The 20441-nt window shown below is 69.5% G+C and carries 23 protein-coding genes; 9 read left to right on the plus strand and 14 right to left on the minus strand.

The window, feature by feature from the left end:
* Positions 1–152 (plus strand): acetyl-CoA carboxylase biotin carboxyl carrier protein subunit (locus tag ACWFR4_RS31675; RefSeq protein ID WP_453655738.1); only part of this gene is annotated, 152 nt, incomplete at its 5' end.
* Positions 153–285: 133 nt separating this feature from the next.
* Here the strand turns inward: ACWFR4_RS31675 and ACWFR4_RS31680 are convergent.
* Positions 286–825 carry a YbhB/YbcL family Raf kinase inhibitor-like protein gene (locus ACWFR4_RS31680; RefSeq protein WP_453467710.1) on the minus strand — a complete coding sequence of 180 codons (540 nt, stop codon included), beginning with the start codon at positions 823–825 and terminating at the stop codon, positions 286–288.
* 246 nt (positions 826–1071) lie between these two features.
* On the opposite strand from ACWFR4_RS31680, the gene ACWFR4_RS31685 reads away from it, so the two are divergent.
* From ACWFR4_RS31685 to ACWFR4_RS31705, 5 genes are all read left to right on the plus strand, one after another.
* Positions 1072–1521 carry a MarR family winged helix-turn-helix transcriptional regulator gene (locus ACWFR4_RS31685; RefSeq protein WP_453655604.1) on the plus strand — a complete coding sequence of 150 codons (450 nt, stop codon included), beginning with the start codon at positions 1072–1074 and terminating at the stop codon, positions 1519–1521.
* 81 nt (positions 1522–1602) lie between these two features.
* Positions 1603–3327, plus strand: coding sequence for an MFS transporter (locus tag ACWFR4_RS31690; protein WP_453655605.1), 1725 nt, complete (start codon positions 1603–1605; stop codon positions 3325–3327).
* Positions 3328–3608: 281 nt separating this feature from the next.
* Positions 3609–4643, plus strand: a complete 1035-nt coding sequence (locus ACWFR4_RS31695; RefSeq protein ID WP_453469216.1) for a phosphotransferase family protein — start codon at positions 3609–3611, stop codon at positions 4641–4643.
* Positions 4644–4649: 6 nt separating this feature from the next.
* On the plus strand, positions 4650–5864 hold the full coding sequence (locus tag ACWFR4_RS31700; protein ID WP_453655606.1) for an acyl-CoA dehydrogenase family protein: 1215 nt from the start codon (positions 4650–4652) through the stop codon (positions 5862–5864).
* Between the two features lie 175 nt (positions 5865–6039).
* On the plus strand, positions 6040–6627 hold the full coding sequence (locus ACWFR4_RS31705; protein WP_227292713.1) for a TerD family protein: 588 nt from the start codon (positions 6040–6042) through the stop codon (positions 6625–6627).
* Between the two features lie 97 nt (positions 6628–6724).
* Here ACWFR4_RS31705 and ACWFR4_RS31710 read toward each other — a convergent pair whose 3' ends face one another.
* A complete protein-coding gene (locus ACWFR4_RS31710) occupies positions 6725–8092 on the minus strand; it encodes a phosphoribosyltransferase family protein (RefSeq protein ID WP_453655607.1) in 1368 nt (455 codons plus the stop codon).
* 184 nt (positions 8093–8276) lie between these two features.
* On the opposite strand from ACWFR4_RS31710, the gene ACWFR4_RS31715 reads away from it, so the two are divergent.
* Entirely contained in the window at positions 8277–9074 is a 798-nt protein-coding gene (locus ACWFR4_RS31715; protein ID WP_453655608.1) for a PP2C family protein-serine/threonine phosphatase, read from the plus strand.
* Between the two features lie 171 nt (positions 9075–9245).
* Here the strand turns inward: ACWFR4_RS31715 and ACWFR4_RS31720 are convergent, their stop codons facing one another.
* Positions 9246–9668 carry an SRPBCC family protein gene (locus ACWFR4_RS31720; protein WP_453655609.1) on the minus strand — a complete coding sequence of 141 codons (423 nt, stop codon included), beginning with the start codon at positions 9666–9668 and terminating at the stop codon, positions 9246–9248.
* A gap of 34 nt (positions 9669–9702) precedes the next feature.
* Positions 9703–10713 (minus strand): aldo/keto reductase, encoded by a 1011-nt coding sequence (locus ACWFR4_RS31725; protein ID WP_453655610.1) that lies wholly within the window; start codon positions 10711–10713, stop codon positions 9703–9705.
* A gap of 144 nt (positions 10714–10857) precedes the next feature.
* Here ACWFR4_RS31725 and ACWFR4_RS31730 point away from each other — a divergent pair, with 144 nt between their 5' ends.
* Entirely contained in the window at positions 10858–11772 is a 915-nt protein-coding gene (locus ACWFR4_RS31730) for a LysR substrate-binding domain-containing protein (RefSeq protein WP_453655611.1), read from the plus strand.
* Here the strand turns inward: ACWFR4_RS31730 and ACWFR4_RS31735 are convergent.
* A complete protein-coding gene (locus tag ACWFR4_RS31735) occupies positions 11765–13012 on the minus strand; it encodes an MFS transporter (protein WP_453655612.1) in 1248 nt (415 codons plus the stop codon). The genes ACWFR4_RS31730 and ACWFR4_RS31735 overlap by 8 nt on opposite strands.
* Positions 13013–13224: 212 nt before the next feature.
* Here ACWFR4_RS31735 and ACWFR4_RS31740 point away from each other — a divergent pair, with 212 nt between their 5' ends.
* A complete protein-coding gene (locus ACWFR4_RS31740) occupies positions 13225–14184 on the plus strand; it encodes an NAD(P)H-dependent flavin oxidoreductase (protein ID WP_453655613.1) in 960 nt (319 codons plus the stop codon).
* Positions 14185–14254: 70 nt separating this feature from the next.
* Here the strand turns inward: ACWFR4_RS31740 and ACWFR4_RS31745 are convergent, their stop codons facing one another.
* From ACWFR4_RS31745 to ACWFR4_RS31785, 9 genes are all read right to left on the minus strand, one after another.
* Complete coding sequence (locus ACWFR4_RS31745; RefSeq protein ID WP_453655614.1) at positions 14255–14944, minus strand: HAD family hydrolase; 690 nt, start codon at positions 14942–14944, stop codon at positions 14255–14257.
* Between the two features lie 11 nt (positions 14945–14955).
* Positions 14956–15789 (minus strand): SAM-dependent methyltransferase, encoded by an 834-nt coding sequence (locus ACWFR4_RS31750; protein ID WP_453655615.1) that lies wholly within the window; start codon positions 15787–15789, stop codon positions 14956–14958.
* 150 nt (positions 15790–15939) lie between these two features.
* On the minus strand, positions 15940–16086 hold the full coding sequence (locus ACWFR4_RS31755) for a hypothetical protein (protein ID WP_453468709.1): 147 nt from the start codon (positions 16084–16086) through the stop codon (positions 15940–15942).
* 73 nt (positions 16087–16159) lie between these two features.
* Positions 16160–17317 (minus strand): RNA-guided endonuclease InsQ/TnpB family protein, encoded by a 1158-nt coding sequence (locus ACWFR4_RS31760; protein WP_453655616.1) that lies wholly within the window; start codon positions 17315–17317, stop codon positions 16160–16162.
* A 41-nt stretch (positions 17318–17358) separates the two neighbouring features.
* Positions 17359–17592 carry a hypothetical protein gene (locus tag ACWFR4_RS31765; protein ID WP_453655617.1) on the minus strand — a complete coding sequence of 78 codons (234 nt, stop codon included), beginning with the start codon at positions 17590–17592 and terminating at the stop codon, positions 17359–17361.
* Positions 17593–17650: 58 nt separating this feature from the next.
* Complete coding sequence (locus tag ACWFR4_RS31770; RefSeq protein ID WP_453655618.1) at positions 17651–18277, minus strand: glyoxalase; 627 nt, start codon at positions 18275–18277, stop codon at positions 17651–17653.
* A 5-nt stretch (positions 18278–18282) separates the two neighbouring features.
* Positions 18283–18726 (minus strand): helix-turn-helix transcriptional regulator, encoded by a 444-nt coding sequence (locus ACWFR4_RS31775; RefSeq protein WP_453655619.1) that lies wholly within the window; start codon positions 18724–18726, stop codon positions 18283–18285.
* Positions 18727–18793: 67 nt separating this feature from the next.
* Positions 18794–19204, minus strand: coding sequence for a VOC family protein (locus tag ACWFR4_RS31780; protein WP_266571662.1), 411 nt, complete (start codon positions 19202–19204; stop codon positions 18794–18796).
* A gap of 108 nt (positions 19205–19312) precedes the next feature.
* Positions 19313–20368, minus strand: coding sequence for a chitinase (locus ACWFR4_RS31785; RefSeq protein ID WP_453655620.1), 1056 nt, complete (start codon positions 20366–20368; stop codon positions 19313–19315).
* Positions 20369–20441: the final 73 nt, after the last annotated feature.

Genomic DNA, 20441 nt, shown 5'->3' on the forward strand with positions numbered 1-20441 from the left:
AAGTCAAGGAAGGCGACCTCGTCGTCGTCCTCGAAGCCATGAAGATGGAACAGCCCCTCAACGCCCACCGCGCCGGCATCATCAAGGGCCTCAACACCGAAATCGGCGCCTCCATCACCTCCGGCGCCACCATCTGCGAGATCAAGGACTGATACGGCCCGTCGGGCCGAGCTCCGGCCCGCGTCCTGAGCTCACGGTGGACGTCGCCGCCCCCCGGCCCACGAGCCAAAGCCGACAGCCCAGGAGGACGTCCTCCTGGGCTGTCGGACTCTCGCTCCTATGCCCTCACGCCGGGATCTCGTAGACCGGGACGATCGTGGCCCGCGCGACCGCGTGGGTGAAGAGCTGGATGCCCAGCCATGCCGGGGAAGCCGCCGTCGGCACATCCAGCTCGGGCGTGTCCAGCGCATGGACGGCGTAGATGTAACGGTGAGGACCGTGCCCGGGAGGGGGCGAGGCGCCGAGGAAGCTGTGCCCGCCCGCGTCGTTGGCCAGCATCTTCGCTCCGGCAGGAAGGTACTTCCCGCCTGGCGCCCCGGCACCGGCCTCCAGCTCCTGTACCGACGCGGGGATGTCGTACACCGCCCAGTGCCAGAAGCCGCTCACCGTAGGCGCGTCCGGGTCGAAGCAGGTCACCGCGAAGCTCTGCGTGTCGGCCGGGAACCCCTCCCAGGACAGCTGTGGGGAGCGGTCCTCGCCCGGGCCGCCGAAGAGACTGCTGCACTGCGCGACGTCGAGGGACTTTCCGTCCGCGACATCCGTGCTGTGCAAGCCGAACGCGGGCACTGAGGGCAGGACGCTGTAGGGATCGAAGGAGTGGGCCATGTGCTTCTTCTCCTCTGGTCAGGCGGTCAGGTGCTCGCGGAGTGGTCGGTGACCGACCCGCCCTCATCGACCACACCTCCGACATTCGCACGACACCGGCACACGCCGCACGCCGCAAATGGGCGACTTCTGTCCCGGGCGACGTCCGTCCAAGTCGATATACGTCCCGAAACCGCGCTGCCCGAGGACACGAAATCGTGCGCACGCGATATTGATTCACGTTACACGTAGATGCATAATGCGCTTATGAATGGGCGCATCATGGAAGGCGGTGCCCAGGCCGAAGGCCTGATGATCGCCGTGGAGCAGATGGTCCGCTACGTGCGACAGAGCGCCGTCGCCGGCGGCCTGAGCACAGCGGCCTCGTCCGCGATCGGCCGGCTCGGCCGCGAGGGCCCGTACCGACTGAGCGAACTGGCGCGGGCCGAAGGCGTCTCCCAGCCGAACATGACCCAGCTCGTCACCCGCATGGAACGCGCGGGCCTGGTACGCCGTGTGGCTGACCACAACGACGGCCGGGCCGTCCTCGTGGAGGCCACCGACAGCGGCCTCGAGGTCTTCCGGCAGCGGCGCGCCGAGCGGGCCCAGGCTCTCGACCTGCTCATCGGGGAGCTGACCGAGCCGGAGCAGCAGGCCGTGCGGACCGCGCTGCCCGCCCTGGCCCGCGCCATCCAGGACCGCCAGGCCCACGACTGACCCACCCCCACCCACCCACCACCGCTCAAATCTGTCCGCTCTCCCCACCACCGCCTCTCGACGCTTTGGAGAGAACCGCACATGAGTGCATCGCATGGAAAGGCCGCCAGTCCCTTCAAGCAGCCCAAGGCCGTCTGGGCCGTGGCGTTCGCCTGCGTGATCTCGTTCATGGGCATCGGCCTGGTCGACCCGATCCTGCCCGCCCTGGCCGAGAACCTGCACGCCTCACCCAGCCAGGTCTCCCTGCTCTTCAGCAGCTATCTGATCGTGACCGCGGTCGCCATGCTCTTCGTCGGCTGGATATCCAGCCGCATCGGCGCCAAGCGCACCCTGGTCGTGGGCCTGATCGTCATCGTCGTATTCGCCGCCCTGGCCGGCATGGCCGGCTCCGTCAACGGCATCGTCGGCATGCGGGCCGGCTGGGGCCTGGGCAACGCGATGTTCATCGCCACCTCCCTCGCCGTCATCGTCGCCTCCGCGAGCGGCGGCTTCGGCGGCGCGATCATCCTGTACGAGACCGCGCTCGGCCTCGGTATCGCCGTCGGCCCGCTGCTGGGCGGGGAGTTGGGCGGCATCAGCTGGCGCGGCCCGTTCTTCGGTGTCGCCGTCCTGATGGCCATCGCACTGGTCGCGACCCTCGTCTTCGTGCCCTCACTGCCCAAGCCGAAGCGCCCCACCTCGCCGATCGCACCGCTCAAGGCGCTGCGCCACCGCGGCCTGCTGACCATGGGCATCATGGCCCTGCTGTACAACTGGGGCTTCTTCACGATGCTCGGCTACGCCCCGTACCCGATGGAGCTGAACGCGCACGAGCTCGGTCTGGTCTTCACCGGCTGGGGCCTGCTGGTGGCCGCCTTCAGCGTCTTCTTCGCCCCGCGCCTGCAGGCCCGCTTCGGCACCGCCCCCGTCCTGTACGCGAACCTGTTCGGCCTCGGCATCGTGATGGCGATCATCGCCGCCGGCGTCGCCACCCCCACGGTCGTCATCGTGGCCGTCATCGTCAGCGGCGCCTTCATCGGCATCAACAACACCCTGACCACCCAGGCCGTCATGCTCGTCTCCCCCGTCGAGCGCCCCGTGGCCTCATCCGCCTACGGGTTCCTGCGCTTCATCGGCGGTGGCCTGGCCCCCTTCGTCGCGGGCAAGCTCGCCGACGCCACGGACCTGAGCGTGCCCTTCTACCTGGGCGCCGCCACCTTCCTCCTCGCCATCCCCGTGCTGGCCAGCGGTCACGGTCTGCTGCGCAAGGCCGAGGCGAGCCTGGGCGAGGGTGAGCCCGTCATCCCGTCGCTCACCCCCGTCGGCAGCACGGCCGCCGCGACGGACGCGCCGCCCGTCATCGTCGCCGTGGGCGCCCACGACAGAGCCGCCTCCATCGTCGACGCCGCGGCCCGGCTCGCTCGCGACACCGGCAGCCCACTGGAGGTCGTCCACGTCCAGCAGACCGCGGTGGTCGAGGAACAAGCCGTCGACACCGAGACGGACGAGCAGGCCCGCGCCGCCGTGACCGCCCACCTCGACCGCCTCGGCGCAGACGGCATCTCTGCCACCGGGCAGATCCTGACGAGCGTGGGCGACCACGCCGCCACGGGCCGAGCCCTCGCCCACCACGCGGCGGAGGTGCACGCCCGTACGGTGGCCATCGGGCGCTCGCCGCGCGGCCCCGTCACGCAGTTCGCCGACGGCAGCCTCACCACCGCCCTCACCCACTCCGCCACGTGCACGGTCGTCCTGGTCGACCCCGACAGCACACCCCGGCACCTGACCAAGGACAGCCTGGCGGAGATGCGGAACAGCGCGGTCTGATCCATTGCCGTCCGGGCTGCGGTGCACGTCTGTGCCCGGTTCACGGTGGCCGGGGCCTCGCCGCGGGCCCCGGCGGTGCGCAACCGCGCCCGCCTGGCCGGGCACGGCCTCCAGAACCTCGGGGCCCTGAACTCGGCCGAGGCCCTCAACCACCCGCGGCAACGCCCCTGGAAGTCCGAATCCCGCTGAGACTCCGATCACTTTAGCGGCGCCCACTGGACGACATACCGACTAGTCAGGATGATGAGTCAGTCCAGTTCAGACGTCCCGTAGGAGCAAAGATGAGCGCCGGCCACCCTCCAGGTCTCGATCTCGACCAGTTGCGCGGCCACCTCGACCGGGAACGCCCGGGGCTCGTGGCCGGTCCGCTGTCCGGTCGGGTCGTCGAGGGCGGCCGGTCGAACCTGACGTACATCGTCGGCGACGGCTCGTCGACCTGGGTGGTCCGGCGTCCCCCGCTGGGTCATGTGCTCGCCACCGCGCACGACATGAAGCGCGAGTACCGGGTGATCAGCGCCCTGAACCCGACCTCCGTGCCGGTGCCCGAGGCACTGCTGATGTGCGAGGACGACAGCGTGCTCGGCGCGCCGTTCTACGTGATGGAGTACGTGGCGGGCACGCCGTACCGCACGGCCGACCAGCTCGCGCAGCTGGGCCCGGAGCGCACCCGCGCCGCCGTGCTGAGCCTCGTGGACACCCTCGTCGACCTGCACGCCGTGGACCCCGCCGAGGTGGGCCTCGCGGACTTCGGGCGGCCCGAGGGGTTCCTCGACCGGCAGCTGCGGCGCTGGGGCAAGCAGCTCGACGCGTCCAGGAACCGCGAGCTGGCCGGCGTCGACGAGCTCCACGCGGCGCTGGGCCGCTCGCTGCCCACCTCGTCCGCCCCCACGATCGTGCACGGCGACTACCGCCTCGACAACGTCCTCATCAACGAGGACGCCGACGGCGTCGACCGGATCAAGGCCGTCCTCGACTGGGAGATGTCCACGCTCGGTGACCCGCTCACCGACCTGGGCCTGCTGGTGATGTACAGCGCGAAGCTGGACATGCCCGACTCGCCCGTCTCCACGACCGCCGCGGCCGCCGGGCACCCCGACCCGGCCGAGATCATCGAGCGGTACGCCGCGCGCTCGGGGCGCGACGTGTCCGCCGTCTCCTGGTACACGGCCTTCGCGTGGTTCAAGCTCGCCGTGATCCTCGAAGGCATCCACTACCGCTACACCCTCGGCCAGACCGTCGGCGCCGGCTTCGACCGTATCGGTGAGCTCGTGCCCGTCTTCATCGACCACGGCCTGACGACACTTCAGAAAGGCTGACCCGCAATGGACTTCGCATTCGACGCGCGCACCGAGGAACTGCGGGCAAAACTCCTCGCCTTCATGGACGAGCACGTGCACCCGGCCAAGGCCGTCGCGCACGAGCAGCGCGCGCAGCTCGCCTCCCCCTGGGACACCCCGGCCGTCGTCGAGGAGCTCAAGGCCGAAGCCAGGCGGCAGGGCCTGTGGAACCTCTTCCTGCCCGACGCGCAGTACGGCGCCGGGCTGACCAACCTCCAGTACGCGCCGCTGGCCGAGATCACCGGCTGCAGCCCGCAGTTGGCGCCCACGGCCCTCAACTGTGCGGCCCCCGACACCGGCAACATGGAGGTGCTCTCCCAGTTCGGCGACGAGCGGCAGAAGAAGCAGTGGCTGGAGCCCCTGCTCGCCGGTGAGATCCGCTCCGCGTTCGCGATGACCGAGCCCGAGGTGGCCTCCTCCGACGCCACGAACATCACCACGCTCATCGAGCGCGACGGCGACGAGTACGTCATCACCGGCCGCAAGTGGTACATCTCCGGGGCGATGAACCCGGACTGCAAGATCTTCATCGTGATGGGCAAGACGGACCCCGAGGGCTCCGACATCCGCCGCCAGCAGTCCATGGTGCTCGTCCCCCGCGACACCCCCGGCCTCGAGATCCGGCGCGCCATGCAGGTGTACGGGTACGAGGACCACTACCACGGCGGTCACGCCGAGGTCGTCTTCGACCGCGTCCGTGTCCCGGCGAGCAACCTGATCGGCGAGGAGGGCGGCGGCTTCGCCATCGCCCAGGCGCGGCTCGGCCCGGGCCGTATCCACCACTGCATGCGGCTGATCGGCATGGCCGAACGGGCCATCGAGCTGATGTGCAAGCGGGCTGTGGCCCGTACCGCGTTCGGCAAGCCGCTGGCCCAGCAGGGCGTCGTACAGGAATGGATCGCAGACGCGCGGGTCGCGGTGGAGCAGCTGCGCCTGCTCGTCCTCAAGACGGCCTGGCTGATGGACACCGTCGGCAACAAGGGCGCCCACACGGAGATCCAGTCCATCAAGATCGCCACCCCGCGCACGGTCGTCGGCATCATCGACCAGGCCGTGCAGCTGCACGGAGCGGGCGGCGTCAGCCAGGACTTCCCGCTGGCCGAGCTGTGGGCGGGCGCGCGCACTCTGCGTCTCGCGGACGGCCCCGACGAGGTCCACCAGCGCTCGCTGGCCCGGCGCGAGCTCAAGAAGTACCTCTGACACGTGGAGATCTGGCCCACCGGGGCCGGAATCGCGATGTGGCCCCTGCCCGGTCGGGCGGGGGCCGTGTCCGTTGAAGTGCCCTTCCCGTCGCCAATTTCGGACCTGGTGTATCAAGCGACGAGTGATATCGGCAGACTTCATGCATTGCACTCCACCATCACGAGGAATTCACATGATCACGCTCACCAAGGAAGACGGACCGGCCGATCTCGACGGTGTGACCCACCTGTCGATCGGGGTGTCCTGGGACCCCACCGCCGGCAGCAGCGGCGGGCTGATGGGCAAGCTCCGCCGGAACGTCGGCACGGACCTCGACCTCATCGCCATCGCGCTGCAGGGCGCGGACCCGGTACGGCTGGCAGGCCTCGACTCCCTGGACCCGCTGGGCAACGGCTCCTTGGTGCACAGCGGCGACAACCAGACGGGGCGCGGTGACGGGGACGACGAGACCGTGACCGTCGAGTTCGGCCGCATCCCGACGAACATCACGTCGATCGTGTTCGTGGCCGCCGCGTACAAGAAGTCGAGCTCCTTCCAGAAGGCGCGGAACATCAGCTTCAAGGTGTACGACGCGACCGGCGGATCCTCCCAGCAGGTCGCCGACATCTGGCCGAGCCTGCTCACCAACGACAACGGCTGCCGTGTCGCCAAGGCGATCCGGGTCGACGGCAGTTGGAAGCTCGAGGTGCTGAACGAGACCGGGAAGATCAAGCAGGGTGACGAGCGGGCGCTGATGCGTTTCGCCGTGAGCAACCGGTAGACGGGGATCAATAAGGTGGACGGGGATCAATAAGCAGGAAGCCGGGCCCGTCGTGTACGGGCCCGGCTCCGCTTCTCTGCCCCGGGTGAGGGACCGCTCAGCGATGCGGCGCCCGGCGCGCCGACGTCGGAGGGTCGCTGCCTGCCGTCAGGTGCGTGGTGAACCACTGCCTCGCGAGGTCGGCGACCCGGTCGAGCGCTCCGGGTTCCTCGAAGAGATGCGTGGCTCCCGGCACGATCTCCAGCCTGTTCTCGCAACGGAGTTGAGCCTGGGCGCCACGGTTGAGGTCGAGCACCATCGCGTCGGCCCCACCGACGATGAGCAGGGTCGGCGCTCGTACGTCGTCGAGGCGCGGCCCGGCGAGGTCGGGCCGTCCGCCGCGGGACACCACGGCACCGATGTCCGGGTCGTCGGCGGCCGCCCGGAGCGCCGCCGCGGCCCCGGTGCTGGCACCGAAGTAACCGATCGGCGCCGACTCGCGGTCGCGCAGCCAGCGGGTGGCTCCCGCCAGCCTGCCGGCGAGCGTGCCGATGTCGAAGACGTTGTCCCGGTCGGCCTCCTCGGCGGGCGTGAGCAGGTCGAACAGCAGCGTGCCGAGGCCCGCTTCCTGCAACACCTCCGCCACCGCCCGATTGCGCGGACTGTGCCGGCTGCTGCCGGAGCCATGGGCGAACATCACCAGGCCCGCGGCCCCTTCCGGCCGCGCGAGGTCTCCGGCCAGCCGGACTCCGGCGGCCTCCACCTCGACGCCGGTCGTGACCGGTGCGGGACGGACGCGTGCGGGGTCTGCCACGGCCCGTGCCAGACACGCGGCCACTTCCTCGTCCGTGGTCTGCGAGAAGTCGCTGTACCACTCACCGACGGAACCGAAGAGGGGCGGTACGGAGAGGCACACCACGTCGTCGGCCACCGCGCTCAGTCGGCGCACCGCGTCGGGCGGCGCGACCGGCACGGCAAGGACCACGCGGGCGGCGCCCTGCGCCCGTACGACCTGGCATGCGGCCGCCGCCGTGGCACCGGTCGCGATCCCGTCGTCCACCACGATCACCGTACGGGCCTCACCGATCACCGTGGGAGCCTCACCCCTCACCACCGTTCTGCCCTCGCCGGCCGACGCGGGCCGGCCGCCGCGGTACCGCCGCGCCCGCCGCTCCAGCTCCTGTCGCTCCGCGCGCTCGACGGCCGCGATGTGGTCCGGTTCGATCCCGCAGTGGCGCACGACGTCGTCGTTGAGGACCCGCACGCCGCCCTCGCCGATCGCGCCGAAGGCCAGTTCCGGCTGGTACGGGACGCCGAGTTTGCGGACCACGATCACATCGAGCGGGGCGCCCAGCGCACGCGCCACCTCGAAGGCCACCGGAACACCGCCACGCGGCAGCCCGAGGACGACCGGCTCCTCATCACGCAGATGCTGCACCGCTGCGGCAAGCCGCCGCCCGGCATCAGTACGATCCGTGAACCGCACAGCGTTCGCCCCTCTCGGAGCCCCTCGCAGGTGACGGCAGGCATGTGTCTGTCTGCCCTTACCTCCGGGCTAGCCCCGTTCGCGGCACCGCGCAACTCGGGACGCGTGCACGACCCGAGCCGCTCTCCGGCGCGACAATGGTGGTGCGGATGATGCGCTCCTTCGCGGAGAGGCGGCACCGGCTATGCCGTACATATCGGTCACTGCGCTGAGCCACCCCGGACTCAGGCGCGAGCACAACGAGGACAGCCTGGTCGTCGGCCCGTGGACGCTGTGCGGAACGGTGACGGAGAATCCGCAGACGATGGCGTTCCCGCTCGGCCGTCCACTCGTGGTCGCTGTCGCCGACGGCATCGGCGGACAGCCGGCCGGCGAGGTGGCCAGCAGCCTCGTCGTCCGCCGGCTCGCCCTGTTCGGGCCTGCGCTGGACGGCGAGGAAGCGGTTCGTGACGCGCTGGGGATGTGCAATCACGCCGTGTACGCGGCGGCCGACCGCGCCCCGGAGCTGTCCACGATGGGGACGACCGTCGCGGGTGTCGTGATCCTCGAACAGGAACTGCTCGTGTTCAACGTCGGCGACAGCAGGGTGATCGAAGTGGGCCCGGCCGGTGACGGCGGTGACGGCGGCGGCGGCCCCGCCGGCGCCCGGGCCGCCACGGACGACACGCTCCACCAGCTGAGCGTGGACGACAGCCCGCCCCTCGCGCAGGGGCGGCGCACCACGTCGATCGTCACGCAGGCGCTCGGTGGCGCACCGACGTTCAGCGCGATCACGCCGCACGTCAGCACGTCACCGCTCACCCCAGGTACGCGCATGCTGGTGTGCAGCGACGGCCTGACCGACCCCGTACTCGACAACGAGATCGACGACATCCTTCGGGCACACGACGGCGGCCGGGCCGTCTTCGAGCTGTGGAAAGCCGCCATGAGCGCGGGCGGTCCCGACAACGTCACGATCGCGCTGGTCACCGTCACGGGCTGACCCGACAACGACCGATCGGCCGGCCCGCTCCCTGGAGAGAGAAGCAGCCTCCTGGCTGCTCCGCACCACGATCCATCAGGCCTCCGACCGGAGTGCACCGGGGGTGCCGACGGCGTCACAAGTCGGCACCCCCGGTGCCTGGCATGACCGGTCCAACGCCGGTGTCGGCCCTCAGGAGTTGAGGGTCTCGAGGAGCGCCGCGAGGCCGTCCGCGTAGATGCCGTGGAAGAGCTCCTCGACGTGGGCCTCGCTGACGCCGACGGGTGTGAACGAGCCCGTCCATTCCACCCGCGACGTTCCGGGCGTGCCGGGTATGTCGCGCACCGTCAGCGTGGAGAGGTAGTCGGTGACCGGGAACGGCGCCTGCTCGATCGCGTAGGAGTAGGTTCGCTTGTCCTGGTCGAAGGCCTTGAGGCGTTCGACGATGACGCCGCCGTCCTGATTGGTCAGGCGGCGTACGCGGCCGCCCTCGCTCAGCTCGCTCTCGGGGATGTACGGGAGCCAGTCGGGCAGGGAGTCGAAGCCGCCGATGAGTTGCCAGACGTCGTCGGCGGATCGAGGGAGGTCGATGGTGGCGGTGGCGGTGGTGGCCATGTGCTGTTCCTTTCGTGTGCCGTGAGGCCGGTGGTCAGGCAGTGGGCGTGGGGGCGTCGGCGGCGATGAGCTGTTCGTCGCGGAGCGCGGTCCAGAAGGCGGCCGGGACGTTCTCCTTGAGGGCGGCGACGTCTTCGGCGATGCGGCTGGGCCGGGTGGCGCCGGGGACGACGGCGGCCGTGGCCGGGTGTGCCAGGGCGAACTGCAGGGCGGCGGCCTTGATGCTGACACCGTGCCCGGCGGCGAGTGCCTTGATCCTCTCGACCTTGGCGATGATGTCCGCCGGGGCCTTCTGGTACTCGAAGTGCTGTCCACCGGCGAGGATGCCTGAGCTGTAGGGGCCGCCGACGACCATGTCGATGTTCTGCTCGGTGGCGGCGGGCAGCAGGCGCTGCAGGGAGCGGTTGTGGTCGAGCAGGGTGTAGCGGCCGGCCAGGAGGAACGCGTCGGGCTTGGGCTCGTCCAGGTCGAGGGTGAGCTCGATCGGCTCCACGCGGTTGACGCCGAGGCCCCAGGCCTTGATGACGCCCTCGTCGCGGAGGTTCTGCAGGACACGGAAGGCGCCGGTGCGGGCCGTCTCGTAGACGGCGAGCCAGTCGTCGCCGTGGAAGTCCTGGGCGACGTCGTGCACCCAGACGATGTCGAGCCGGTCCGTCTTCAGGCGCTTGAGGCTGTCCTCGATGGAGCGCAGGGTGGCGTCCGCGGTGTAGAGGTCGACCATCTTGTTCGCGCGACCGTGCTCGAAGAGACCGCCCTTCTCGCCCAGGTCGCGGTCGGAGGGGTCCTCCAGCTCGTCCAGGATGACGCGGCCGACCTTGGTGCTGAGCACGTACTCGTCACGCGGCCGGCCGGCCAGCACCTCGCCGAGGCGCAGCTCGGACAGGCCCGCACCGTAGAAGGGCGCGGTGTCGAAGTAGCGGATGCCCTGGTCCCAGGCGGCCTCGACGGTGGCGGCGGCCTCCTCGTCGGGGATGCTGCGGAACATGTTGCCGAGCGGGGCGGTACCGAAGCCGAGGGGTCCCGGCAGGAGGGACTTGATACCCATGAGTGGAATCTTTCTGTCTGTCACGTGATGCGAAGCTCAGGACGGTTTCTCCTGCTCCGCGGCTCTTGCTCTGTCGAGGTTAGGATCGAGGAGTCAGACTGTCCAAGACTTGCTTGGACACACTTGAGTCCCTAGAGGTCTTACATGCTTGACCTGCGACAACTTCGCTATTTCGTGGCCGTGGCCGAGGAGGAACACGTCGGCCGGGCCGCCGATCGCCTGCACATCTCCCAGTCGCCGCTGAGCCGGCAGATCGCCCAGCTGGAGAAGAACCTGGGCCTGACCCTGTTCGAGCGCAGCCAGCAGCGCCTGCGCCTCACCTCGGACGGCCGCGTCTTCCTCACCGAGGCCACGGCCCTGCTGCGGCATGCGGACCGGCTCGAGAACCTCGGCCGCCGCTTGGGGCGCGGCGAGGAAGGCGGCCTGTGCGTGGGATACGTCGGCGATGCCATGCACACCGGGATCCTGCCGCAGGCCCTGCGCGCCCTGCACGACGAGCGGCCCGGCATCCACGTCGCCCTCTACGACCTGACCGCGGCCCAGCAGTTCGAGGGCCTGCGCCAGCGCAGCCTGGACATCGCCCTCGTACCGGAGGCACCCCCCGAGGCGGACCCCGACCTGCGCAGCGCCCTCCTCCTGGAGGACCCCCTGCTCCTTGCCGTGCCGAGCAGCCATCCGCTTGCCGGGAGGGCGGAGATCCTGCCCGAAGACCTCGACAATCAGCCGTGGATCGCCATCGAGAACAGCCAACAGCCCGCATGGCGCGACGACTTCGTCGCCTCCTGCGCGGCGGCCGGGTTCACCCCCGACATCCGGCTCGAAGCCCCCGAACCCCTGACCGCTCTCGGCCTGGCTGCATCCGGCCTCGGCATGGCGCTGGTCCAGGAGAGCATGCTGCGGGCCGACACCCCAGGCGTCACGGTCCGTGAACTCCCCTGGTTCCAAAGGTCCGTACGCCTCTGGGCCGCCTGGCACCAGATCGATCTGCGCCCGGTCGTCACGTCCTTCCGCGCGACCGTGCTGAACACCGAGGAGGTCGCGGACGAGCCTGTCAGGTGATGCCGGCGGCCGCCTGCTCCCCCGCGTTCCGGGGCGCCTTCTCGCGGCGCGGGAGCAGCAGCGGGGTGGCCAGGAGGACGACTCCGGCGATCGCGATCGCGGTGCGGGGGCCGGCGACGGCGGCGATCACACCCCACACGGCGGTCAGGGCCGCGATGGACAGGCTGCTGCTGACCGACCACGCGGACAGCGTGCGGGCGACCCGGGCAGGGTCGGTGTGTTCGAGCCGGTAGGTGGCGAGCACCGGGTTGAACAGGCCGCAGCAGGTCACCAGACCGAGCTGGACGGCGATGACGAGCACGATCCCGGGAACTCCGGGCTGGACGAACGCGAGCCCGATGGGCCAGCACGCACGCAAGGCTCCAACGGTGAGCATCACCTTGCGCTGTCCGAACCGTGCCACGAGCGGGTGCGCCACGCGTGAGCCGATGAGTCCACCGATGCACGGGGCCGCGAACGCGAGACCGTACTGCCAGGGTGCGAAGCCGAGCCGGCTCAGCATGAGCACGGCGATCAGCGGCTCCGAGGCCATGATGAGGCCGTTGACGACGATCGAGTTGAGGAACAGCGGGCGCAGCGTGCGGTGGCTGAGGATGTAGCGCCAGCCTTCGAGCAGATCACCGGCGCGCAGCCGTGGTGCCGTGGCCCGGGCGGGGCGCGCTTCCTTCCCTCCGATGGCGCGGATGCCGAGCGCCGAGAGCAGGTAGCTGACCGCGTCGGCGATCACCGTCGTCACCGGGCCGAACATCCCGATCGCGGCCCCGCCGAGCGGTGGCCCGACCACGATCGAGGTCCACGTCGTGGACTCGAACCGGCCGTTCGCGACGAGCAGGTCCTCCGGCGGCACCAGCGACTTCAGATACGCGCCGCCGGCCGCCTTGAAGGCGATGTCGGCCGCGGCGACGACGACGGAGACGACGAGGAGCTGGGCGAAGCTGAGCCCGCCGAACGCGAACGCGGCGGGGACGCTCATCAGCGCCGCGAACCGGATCAGGTCCATCGCGATCATGACGGGCCGCTTGCGCCGGAACTCCATCCACGGCCCGAGCGGCACCGCGATCACGGCCCCCACGGCCCGCCCCGCGGCGGCCAGCGCCGCCACCTGCGTCGGCCCGGAGTGCAGCACGAGGATCGCGATCAAGGGGAACGCGCCGAACCCGAACCCCGTGCCGTACGAGCTGACCGCGAACGCCGCCCACAACCACCCGAAGCGCCGCCCCAGCGCCCGTCTGCCCTTCACGCCCACCGCACCTCTCGCCGCCCCCGACAACCACACGCTGACCACCGACATCAAAGCGAGGAGCAGACGACGAGATCAAACAACCGACCCGCCATGAGAACACAACCAGTCGTTGTGCGAGCACTCGGGCCACTCGGATCTCCCAGCGACGAAGCGGGAATCGCGCAGGCCTGAGGCTCGGAAGAGGCCGGGCGGGGAGCGATGATGTGGCCATGGCGTTGTCGACCGCGTTCACGGAGATGTTCGGCGTGCGACATCCGATCGCGCTGGCGCCGATGGGCGGGTCGGCCGGCGGCGCGCTGGCCGCAGCTGTCTCACGCGGCGGCGGGTTCGGATTCCTGGGCGGCGCGTTCGGGGACCCGGAGTGGCTGGCGCGCGAGGTGGCGATCGTCGCGGGCACCGACAGTCCGTGGGGCGTCGGATTCCTGACCTGGGGAATCGACGTCGCCGTGGTGGAGCGGGCTCTGGACTACGGGCCGAGGGCCGTGATGCTGTCGTTCGGCGACCCGAGCCCTTACGCGGAGCATGTCCGCCGAGCAGGGGCGCTGTTGATCCTTCAGGTCACGGATCTGGAGGAGGCCGAACAGGCCGTGGACCTGGGCGCCGACGTGATCGTGGCCCAGGGAACCGAGAGCGGTGGGCACGGAGCCCGGCACGGGCGCTCCACCTTGCCGTTCGTGCCGGCGGTCGTGGATCTCGTGGACCCGGTGCCCGTACTGGCAGCCGGCGGGATCGCCGACGGCCGCGGCGTGGCGGCCGCACTCGTGCTGGGCGCTGCCGGAGCGCTCATCGGCACCCGCTTCCAGGCCACCACAGAGGCCCTGGTCGACCCATCGATCACCAAGGCGATCCTCGAAGGACGCGGCGGGGACACCGAGCGCAGCACCGTGCTGGACATTGCCCGCGGCTCCCGATGGCCGGCGAAGTACCCCGCCCGCACACTCGGCCACCCGTATCTCGACCAATGGCGTGGCCGCGAGGCGGAACTCGCCGCCGACCCCCAGGCCCGTCGGAACTACCAGGACGACGTGGCACGCGGCGCGGTGCCCCCGCTGCCGGTCTGGGCCGGCGAAGCCGTCGACCTCATCACCGACCTCCCCTCGGCAGCCGACCTCGTCCCCACCCTGGCCGCCCAGACAGAGGCAGCACTGACCCGCGCGGGCCGCCGCTGAGAGACCAACTGCCCACGGGATTACGGCTCGCGGGCCGCGCACCCACGGCTCGGCCGGCCAGTGCCAGTGACTACGACGAGGGGTTGCCTCCACGCACCTTGAGCCAGTCCTCCAGCAGGGGGATCACGGCTCGGATGTCCTCACCGTCCACACAGACTCCGGCTGTTTCACGTGCCTGCTGGTCGGCGTTGAACGCGATACTCAGCCCCGCTTCCCTGAAGAGCGGCAGGTCCGAGCGGCTGTCACCGATGGCGGCGCAGTCCTGAGGCGAAACGCCGAGCGACCCGGCGTAGCGGACGGCGAAGTCACGCTTGCCGTACTCGTCCAGCTCTGCCAGGACGCGGCCTGTGAATCGTCCTTCCGCCGTCTCCAACTCGGGTCCACAGTACGCGTCGAACCCGAATCGGTGACAGAGGTGTTTGCCTATGGACTGCCAGGCGAGAGTGGCCAGAACAGGGATGAGCCCTTGCCCTCGGCACCACGCGACGGTCTCCTCGATGCCGTCCACGAGTGGAACGCCGGCCAGCCAGTCGTCGATCTCCCGCTCCGTGCAGCCGGACCAGGTTTTCGCGTCGGCAGCCGCAACCTGAGGATTGGTCAACCTTCCGGCCGCATAGTCGGCCTCGGCTTCGGCCATGGCCGCCTCGGTCCCCAAGTAGCGGGCGACGTAGACGGCCGAGCCCGGAGCCGGCACGAGCGTGCCGTCTATGTCGATGAAGACGACACCTGACACATCCGAAGGGCTCGGGATCAGCAGCACCGTATTTCCCCCTACCTCTTCCGCCCGACCCCACCGAACATCGCCACTTCATCAGGCTGCGCGGCGGTGGCGCCCTCCGGACGCCAGCGTGAGCAGGAGACCACTCCGGGGTCCAGCAGTTCCAGGCCGTCGAAGAATCGGGCGACCTGCTCCGGCGTGCGCTGGTTCAGCTTCGGTGTGCCGTGCTCGTTCCAGAACGCCACGGCCGCGTCCACGTCCGGCATGGCCGGGCTGGTGATGGTGTGGGACAGGACGAGATGACTGCCCGAGGGCAGGGCGTCGAGCAGGCGCCGGACGATGCCGTACGGGTCCTCGTCGTCGCCTACGAAGATGACGACGCCGAGCAGCATCAGTGCCACAGGCCGGGTGAAGTCCAGGGTCTTGGCGGCGGACTCCAGGATCTGCTCGACATTGCGCAGGTCCGCGTCGAGATAGTCGGTTCTGCCCTCCGGCGCGCTGGTGAGCAGGGCCTGGGCATGACGCAGGACGAGAGGGTCGTTGTCGACATAGACGATCTTCGAGTCCGGGGCTGTCCGCTGGGCGACCTCATGGGTGTTGTCGACCGTGGGCAGGCCGGTGCCGATGTCCAGGAACTGGCGTATCCCCACCTCGCCGGCCAGATGGCGCACCGCGCGCCCGAGGAACGCCCGGTCGGCCAGGGCGTAGTCCACGATGCCCGGGTGGAGCTGCCGGATCTGGTCACCCGCTGCCTCGTCGACGGGGTAGTTGTCCTTGCCGCCCAGCCAGTAGTTCCAGATCCGCGCGGTGTGCGGCCTGCTGGTGTCGATTCTGCTGTCCTGGCCGCCCGGGCGTGCGTCGCGTGTCACGGGTCCCTCTCCTAGCATCCGCCGATCACGATCTCGCCCCTCACCCTAGATGCTCTCGACGACGACAGGAGCGACCACTCAGGCATCAACTCCCGGTCAGGGATACTGTGATTGATGGATACTCAGCTGAAGGAGATCGGGCGGGACCGCCCTTGAGACCGGTCGGTCTCAGCCGGCCGCCCGCTTGATGAGCTCGCCGATCCGCGCCTCGTCGTCGGCGTTCAACTCGGTCAGGGCGTACGCGGACGGCCACATCGTGCCGTCGTCGAGCTTCGCCAGGTCGCTGAAGCCGAGCGTGGCATACCTGCTCGTCAACTGCCCGGCCCTGAAGGCCAGGCTTGGAGGTAGAGCCCAACTGGCTGCTGGGTGTTCTCCTCCGTCCAGCACCCTAGACGGGTGCAGGGGCGTGTGACTCCGCCCCGCTTCGCCACAACTTCCACGCACGAGCGCCGATGTTGCGGGAGGCATTGCGGTCTGCGTGATCAACGAATCCGCACGACCGGCACGCGAACCGTCCCTGAGAGACACGGTTCAGCTTGTCTGTGTATCCGCACTCCGCGCACATGCGGGAGGTGTAGGCGGGGTCAACGAACAGTACGAGGACACCGGCCCTGCGGGCCTTGTACTCCACGAACTGTCCGAGTTGGGCGAAGGCCCAGGAGTGCAGCGCAACCCGTTGGGGCTTTCTCAGCCGTACCCGGGTGCGGATACCGGCAAGGTCTTCCATGCCGATTCCGCGCCCGGTGCGTTCAGCCTCGGTCACGATGCTTTTCGAGATGATGTGGTTGGCCCCGGTCGCCTTACGCTGTTCCTTGCGGCGCTGCCGCTTAAGGACCCGCTTGGCTGACTGGGTGCCCTTCTTCTGAAGCTTCGCCCGCAGGGCGAGCTGACGCTTGCGGTAGCGATTCAGCTCGCGCCCGGCGTGGACCTTCCCGTCCGAGGTGGTGGCGATGTTGGCGATGCCGAGGTCCACGCCAAGGAAATGGGTCGGCTCGTACTGCTCAGCCTCGGGTACCTCGCACGTGGCAATGAGGAACCACATACCGTCACGGTGGACAAGATCAGACTCGCCCTTGCGGTGCTCGGCCAGCAACTTGCGAGCCGGTTCAGAGCAGGCGAACCGCACGCCCCGGATACGTCCGGCAGTGGTCCAGATACTGACGGTCTGCTCGTCCACCCGCCAACTGAGACACCGGTCGTCATACGGCTGTGCCGCGTTGGGACGGAAGACGATCGGCTTCGACTCGACCTTGGTGCGCCGCTTGCTTCCGGGCTTTCCGAGGTTCCCGTTGCGGATGTTGGCGCGCAGGGTCGTGTAGGCATCGGCGACCTTCCGCAGCACATGCAGTGAGGGCTGAGCCGACAAGCCCCGGTCTTTCAGGTCGCGGTAAGCGAATCCGTGCAACGCCTTACGGGAGGTCTCCCCCCGCTCATACGCCTGGCCCGACAGCCAGTTCGCCGCATCGTTCACCGCGCACAGGGTGCGCTCAAGCGCCGACGCCACCTCAGGCGTCGGCATGAGGCGAACCTGCACGACGAGCTTCACACGGGCACCGTAGCAGCGCGTGTATGTCACCACGATGGGAATCAAACCCCGATGGCACGGTCCGCTTCCGGCATCTCGGCGATCTTGGCGCGTACCTCGCTGTCGCCGTCCGCCTTGGCCGTGCGCGATCCGCGTCGAGAGGTTGCCTTGAGTTCCTTGGCGCGCTCCTTCATCGCACCTCGCTCCTCCTCGGTGAACCCGTCGTACGTCTTGTCGGTCGCGTCGCTGCCGGTGGTGCCCTTGGCGCTCTTCGTGGTCCTCTGCGTGTTCGTCATGACAGGTTCCTCTCGGGCAACACGTAGTCAGGGCGAGCGGGACGGGAGTGGCTTCGGGTCAGGCCGCGGAGGCGACCGTGGTGGCCTGCCAGGCGAAGTCGTCCGGGTCGGTGAAGGTCCCGGCGTCGCCGCCGAGTACGAGGCGGTGCGATCCACTGCCGTCGACGGGGACGCCGACATCCTTGGCCAGCGCGCGGCGCCCGTAGAGAGCCAGCTTGACCGGGCTCGAAGGCGTTTCGAACTCGACGTACTTGCGGCCGAAGCTCTTCGCCACGGTGAGACCGCGGTCGACGTAGAACTGCCTGCTCGCGGCCACGTCCGCCACGCCCAGCAGGAGCACGATGCTGTCGATCTGCCGGGTCGCCGGGCCCTTGTCCTTCCGCGCGGACGTGGCGATCTTCCAGATCGTCCCGTCCGGTGCCTGGACGACGCCGCCGTATCCCCACAGGGACTTCGTGACGGGCTTGAGCGGTGTGGCGCCGGCGTCGAGCGCGGCGTCGATGAGTGCCTTGACGTCGGCCGGCTGGGACACCGTGAGCGACAGCGAGAAACCGCGGAAGCCGGTCGTCGGCGCCTGCGAGGCGCTGAGTCCGACCTGAGTGTCCAGGCCGAAGGCGGCGGTGTAGAAGCGCTGGGCGGCCGTGGGGTCGGCCACCTCGAGGGTGATGGACTCGATGGAGGTCATGGACATCACGCTAGTTGTGGCTCGGTGAGGAATGCTTCTCCATTCCTGACCGGTATCGGCGGCGTCCTCGTCGCGGCTGCCGCCACCTCGCACCGGTATGCGCCGGGCGTCATGCCGGCCAGCTCGGTGAAGCGCGCAAGGAAGACACCTTGCGACGCGTAACCGACCAGGAAGCCGACCTCGGTGACCGTGAGGTCGCCACCGCGCAGCAACGCCTTCGCCCGCTCGACACGACGCGCCATCAAAAAGCCGTACGGCGACTGGCCGTACGCGAGCCGGAACTGCCGGCTGAGATGCCCGGCCGGCCAGTTCACGCCGCGGGCGAGCGCCTCCACGTTCAGCGGCTGCGCGGACGCCCGGTCGATCCGGTCACGGACACGGCGCAGTCGCACCAGGTCCTTCAGCCGCTGATCCTGGGCGAGCGCGCGCCCCCAGGCGGGATGGCACATACGACACCTACCTTCATGGGTATCCGCGCGCGCCAGGGGACCCCGGGGCCACCTGACGCGGCAGGGGTCAGCGAAGCTCCTGGATGCGGACCATGTTGCCCGCGGGGTCACGGAAGGCGCAGTCGCGGACGCCGTACGGCTGCTCGGTCGGCTCCTGTACGACGTCCACGTCGGCTGCCTGCACCTTCTCGAATGTGCCGTCCAGGTCCCGGGTGGCCAGCAGGATCCAGCCGTAGGTGCCCTTGGCCATCATCTCGGCGATGGTGCGGCGCTCGTCCTCGCTGATGCTGGGGTCCGCGGCCGGCGGCGCGAGGAGGATGGACGTGCCGGGCTGACCGACGGGGCCGACCGTGATCCAGCGCATCTTGCCCTGGCCCACGTCACTGCGGACCTCGAAACCGAGGACGTCGCGGTAGAAGGCCAGGGAAGCGTCCGGGTCGTCGTGCGGGAGCGAGGTGGTGTGAATGGTGATGTCCATGGCACCACGTTAGTAGCGGCCCGGCGGACTGCGCTTCTCCAATCCTGACCGGCCGGGCCGGCTCTCACCCCAGTGGGGTGAAGGGGGCATGCCCACGACTCGGTGCGGCTACCGCTCCAGGCCCTTCACGTTGTCCCCGAACGTCCACCCCTTCGACCCGTCCCAGTTGATCGACCAGGTCATCAGCCCCTTGAGGCCGTCGCCGTACGTGTTCCATGCCTGCGAAACCAGACTCGGCGCCATGTAGCCTCCGCCCGCGCCGGGCTGGGCGGGCAGGCCGGGGACCTGCTTGTCGTAGGGGACCTTGATCGTGGTTCCCTGGACGACGAGGCCCTTGTTCAGGCAGTCGGTCTGGGCGGTGAAGCCCTGGACGGTGCCGGCCTCGTAGGAGTCGCCGGAGCAGCCGTACATGCTGCCGTTGTAGTACTGCATGTTGAGCCACCACAGGCGGCCGTTGTCGGCGTACTTCTTGATGACGGGGAGGTAAGCGCCCCAGATCGAACCGTAGGTGACGCTGCCGCCGGTGACGTACGCCGTCTCGGGAGCCATCGTCAGGCCGAACCCGGCTGGCATCTGGGCGAGGATGCCGTCGATGATGCGGATCAAGTTGGCCTGGGACGTGGAGAGTTGGCTGATGTTGCCGCTGCCGATGAGGCCCGTCTCGATGTCGATGTCGATGCCGTCGATGTTGTACTTCTTCAGGATCGGGACGATCGTCTCGACGAAGTGGTCAGCGACGGCGGTCGAGTTGAGGTCGATGCCCGCCGCCGCGCCGCCGATGGACATCAGGATTGTCTGGCCCGAGGCCTTGGCCTGACACATCTCGGCGGGGGTCGCGACCTTCACGTTCGCGTCCATGCCGTCCTCCCACAGCGCGGTGCCGTCGGAGCGGATCACCGGGAAGGCCGCGTTGATGACGTTGTAGCCGTGCTGTGCCATCTCGGGGTTTGTGATGGGGGTCCAGCCGAAGGGCGGGTGCACGCCGTTGGAGGCACCGTCCCAGTTCTCCCAGTATCCCTGGAGGACCTTGCCGGCGGGTCGTGGTTTGGTCGCGCAGGTGTCGGCGGCGGGGGCGGCGGGCGCCGCGACGAGGACGGTGGAGAGGGACGCGGCCGCCGCGAGGGCGGCGCCGAGGAGACGGGACGTACGACTGCGACGGGACATGGGGGGCCTCCGCAGGATCGCCGGGCGAGTGGGGTTGGCGTGGGCATGACGCACGGTAGAGAGGTCCAGACCT

It is taken from the genome of Streptomyces sp. NPDC055140, from assembly GCF_053607285.1.

Bases quoted from the DNA above. Each gene is read 5' to 3' on its own strand.
- ACWFR4_RS31680 (WP_453467710.1), bottom strand. From the start codon at position 825: ATGGCCCACTCCTTCGATCCCTACAGCGTCCTGCCCTCAGTGCCCGCG.
- ACWFR4_RS31685 (WP_453655604.1), top strand. From the start codon at position 1,072: ATGAATGGGCGCATCATGGAAGGCGGTGCCCAGGCCGAAGGCCTGATG.
- ACWFR4_RS31690 (WP_453655605.1), top strand. From the start codon at position 1,603: ATGAGTGCATCGCATGGAAAGGCCGCCAGTCCCTTCAAGCAGCCCAAG.
- ACWFR4_RS31695 (WP_453469216.1), top strand. From the start codon at position 3,609: ATGAGCGCCGGCCACCCTCCAGGTCTCGATCTCGACCAGTTGCGCGGC.
- ACWFR4_RS31700 (WP_453655606.1), top strand. From the start codon at position 4,650: ATGGACTTCGCATTCGACGCGCGCACCGAGGAACTGCGGGCAAAACTC.
- ACWFR4_RS31705 (WP_227292713.1), top strand. From the start codon at position 6,040: ATGATCACGCTCACCAAGGAAGACGGACCGGCCGATCTCGACGGTGTG.
- ACWFR4_RS31715 (WP_453655608.1), top strand. From the start codon at position 8,277: ATGCCGTACATATCGGTCACTGCGCTGAGCCACCCCGGACTCAGGCGC.
- ACWFR4_RS31720 (WP_453655609.1), bottom strand. From the start codon at position 9,668: ATGGCCACCACCGCCACCGCCACCATCGACCTCCCTCGATCCGCCGAC.
- ACWFR4_RS31725 (WP_453655610.1), bottom strand. From the start codon at position 10,713: ATGGGTATCAAGTCCCTCCTGCCGGGACCCCTCGGCTTCGGTACCGCC.
- ACWFR4_RS31730 (WP_453655611.1), top strand. From the start codon at position 10,858: ATGCTTGACCTGCGACAACTTCGCTATTTCGTGGCCGTGGCCGAGGAG.
- ACWFR4_RS31740 (WP_453655613.1), top strand. From the start codon at position 13,225: ATGGCGTTGTCGACCGCGTTCACGGAGATGTTCGGCGTGCGACATCCG.
- ACWFR4_RS31750 (WP_453655615.1), bottom strand. From the start codon at position 15,789: ATGCTAGGAGAGGGACCCGTGACACGCGACGCACGCCCGGGCGGCCAG.
- ACWFR4_RS31765 (WP_453655617.1), bottom strand. From the start codon at position 17,592: ATGACGAACACGCAGAGGACCACGAAGAGCGCCAAGGGCACCACCGGC.
- ACWFR4_RS31770 (WP_453655618.1), bottom strand. From the start codon at position 18,277: ATGACCTCCATCGAGTCCATCACCCTCGAGGTGGCCGACCCCACGGCC.
- ACWFR4_RS31775 (WP_453655619.1), bottom strand. From the start codon at position 18,726: ATGTGCCATCCCGCCTGGGGGCGCGCGCTCGCCCAGGATCAGCGGCTG.
- ACWFR4_RS31780 (WP_266571662.1), bottom strand. From the start codon at position 19,204: ATGGACATCACCATTCACACCACCTCGCTCCCGCACGACGACCCGGAC.
- ACWFR4_RS31785 (WP_453655620.1), bottom strand. From the start codon at position 20,368: ATGTCCCGTCGCAGTCGTACGTCCCGTCTCCTCGGCGCCGCCCTCGCG.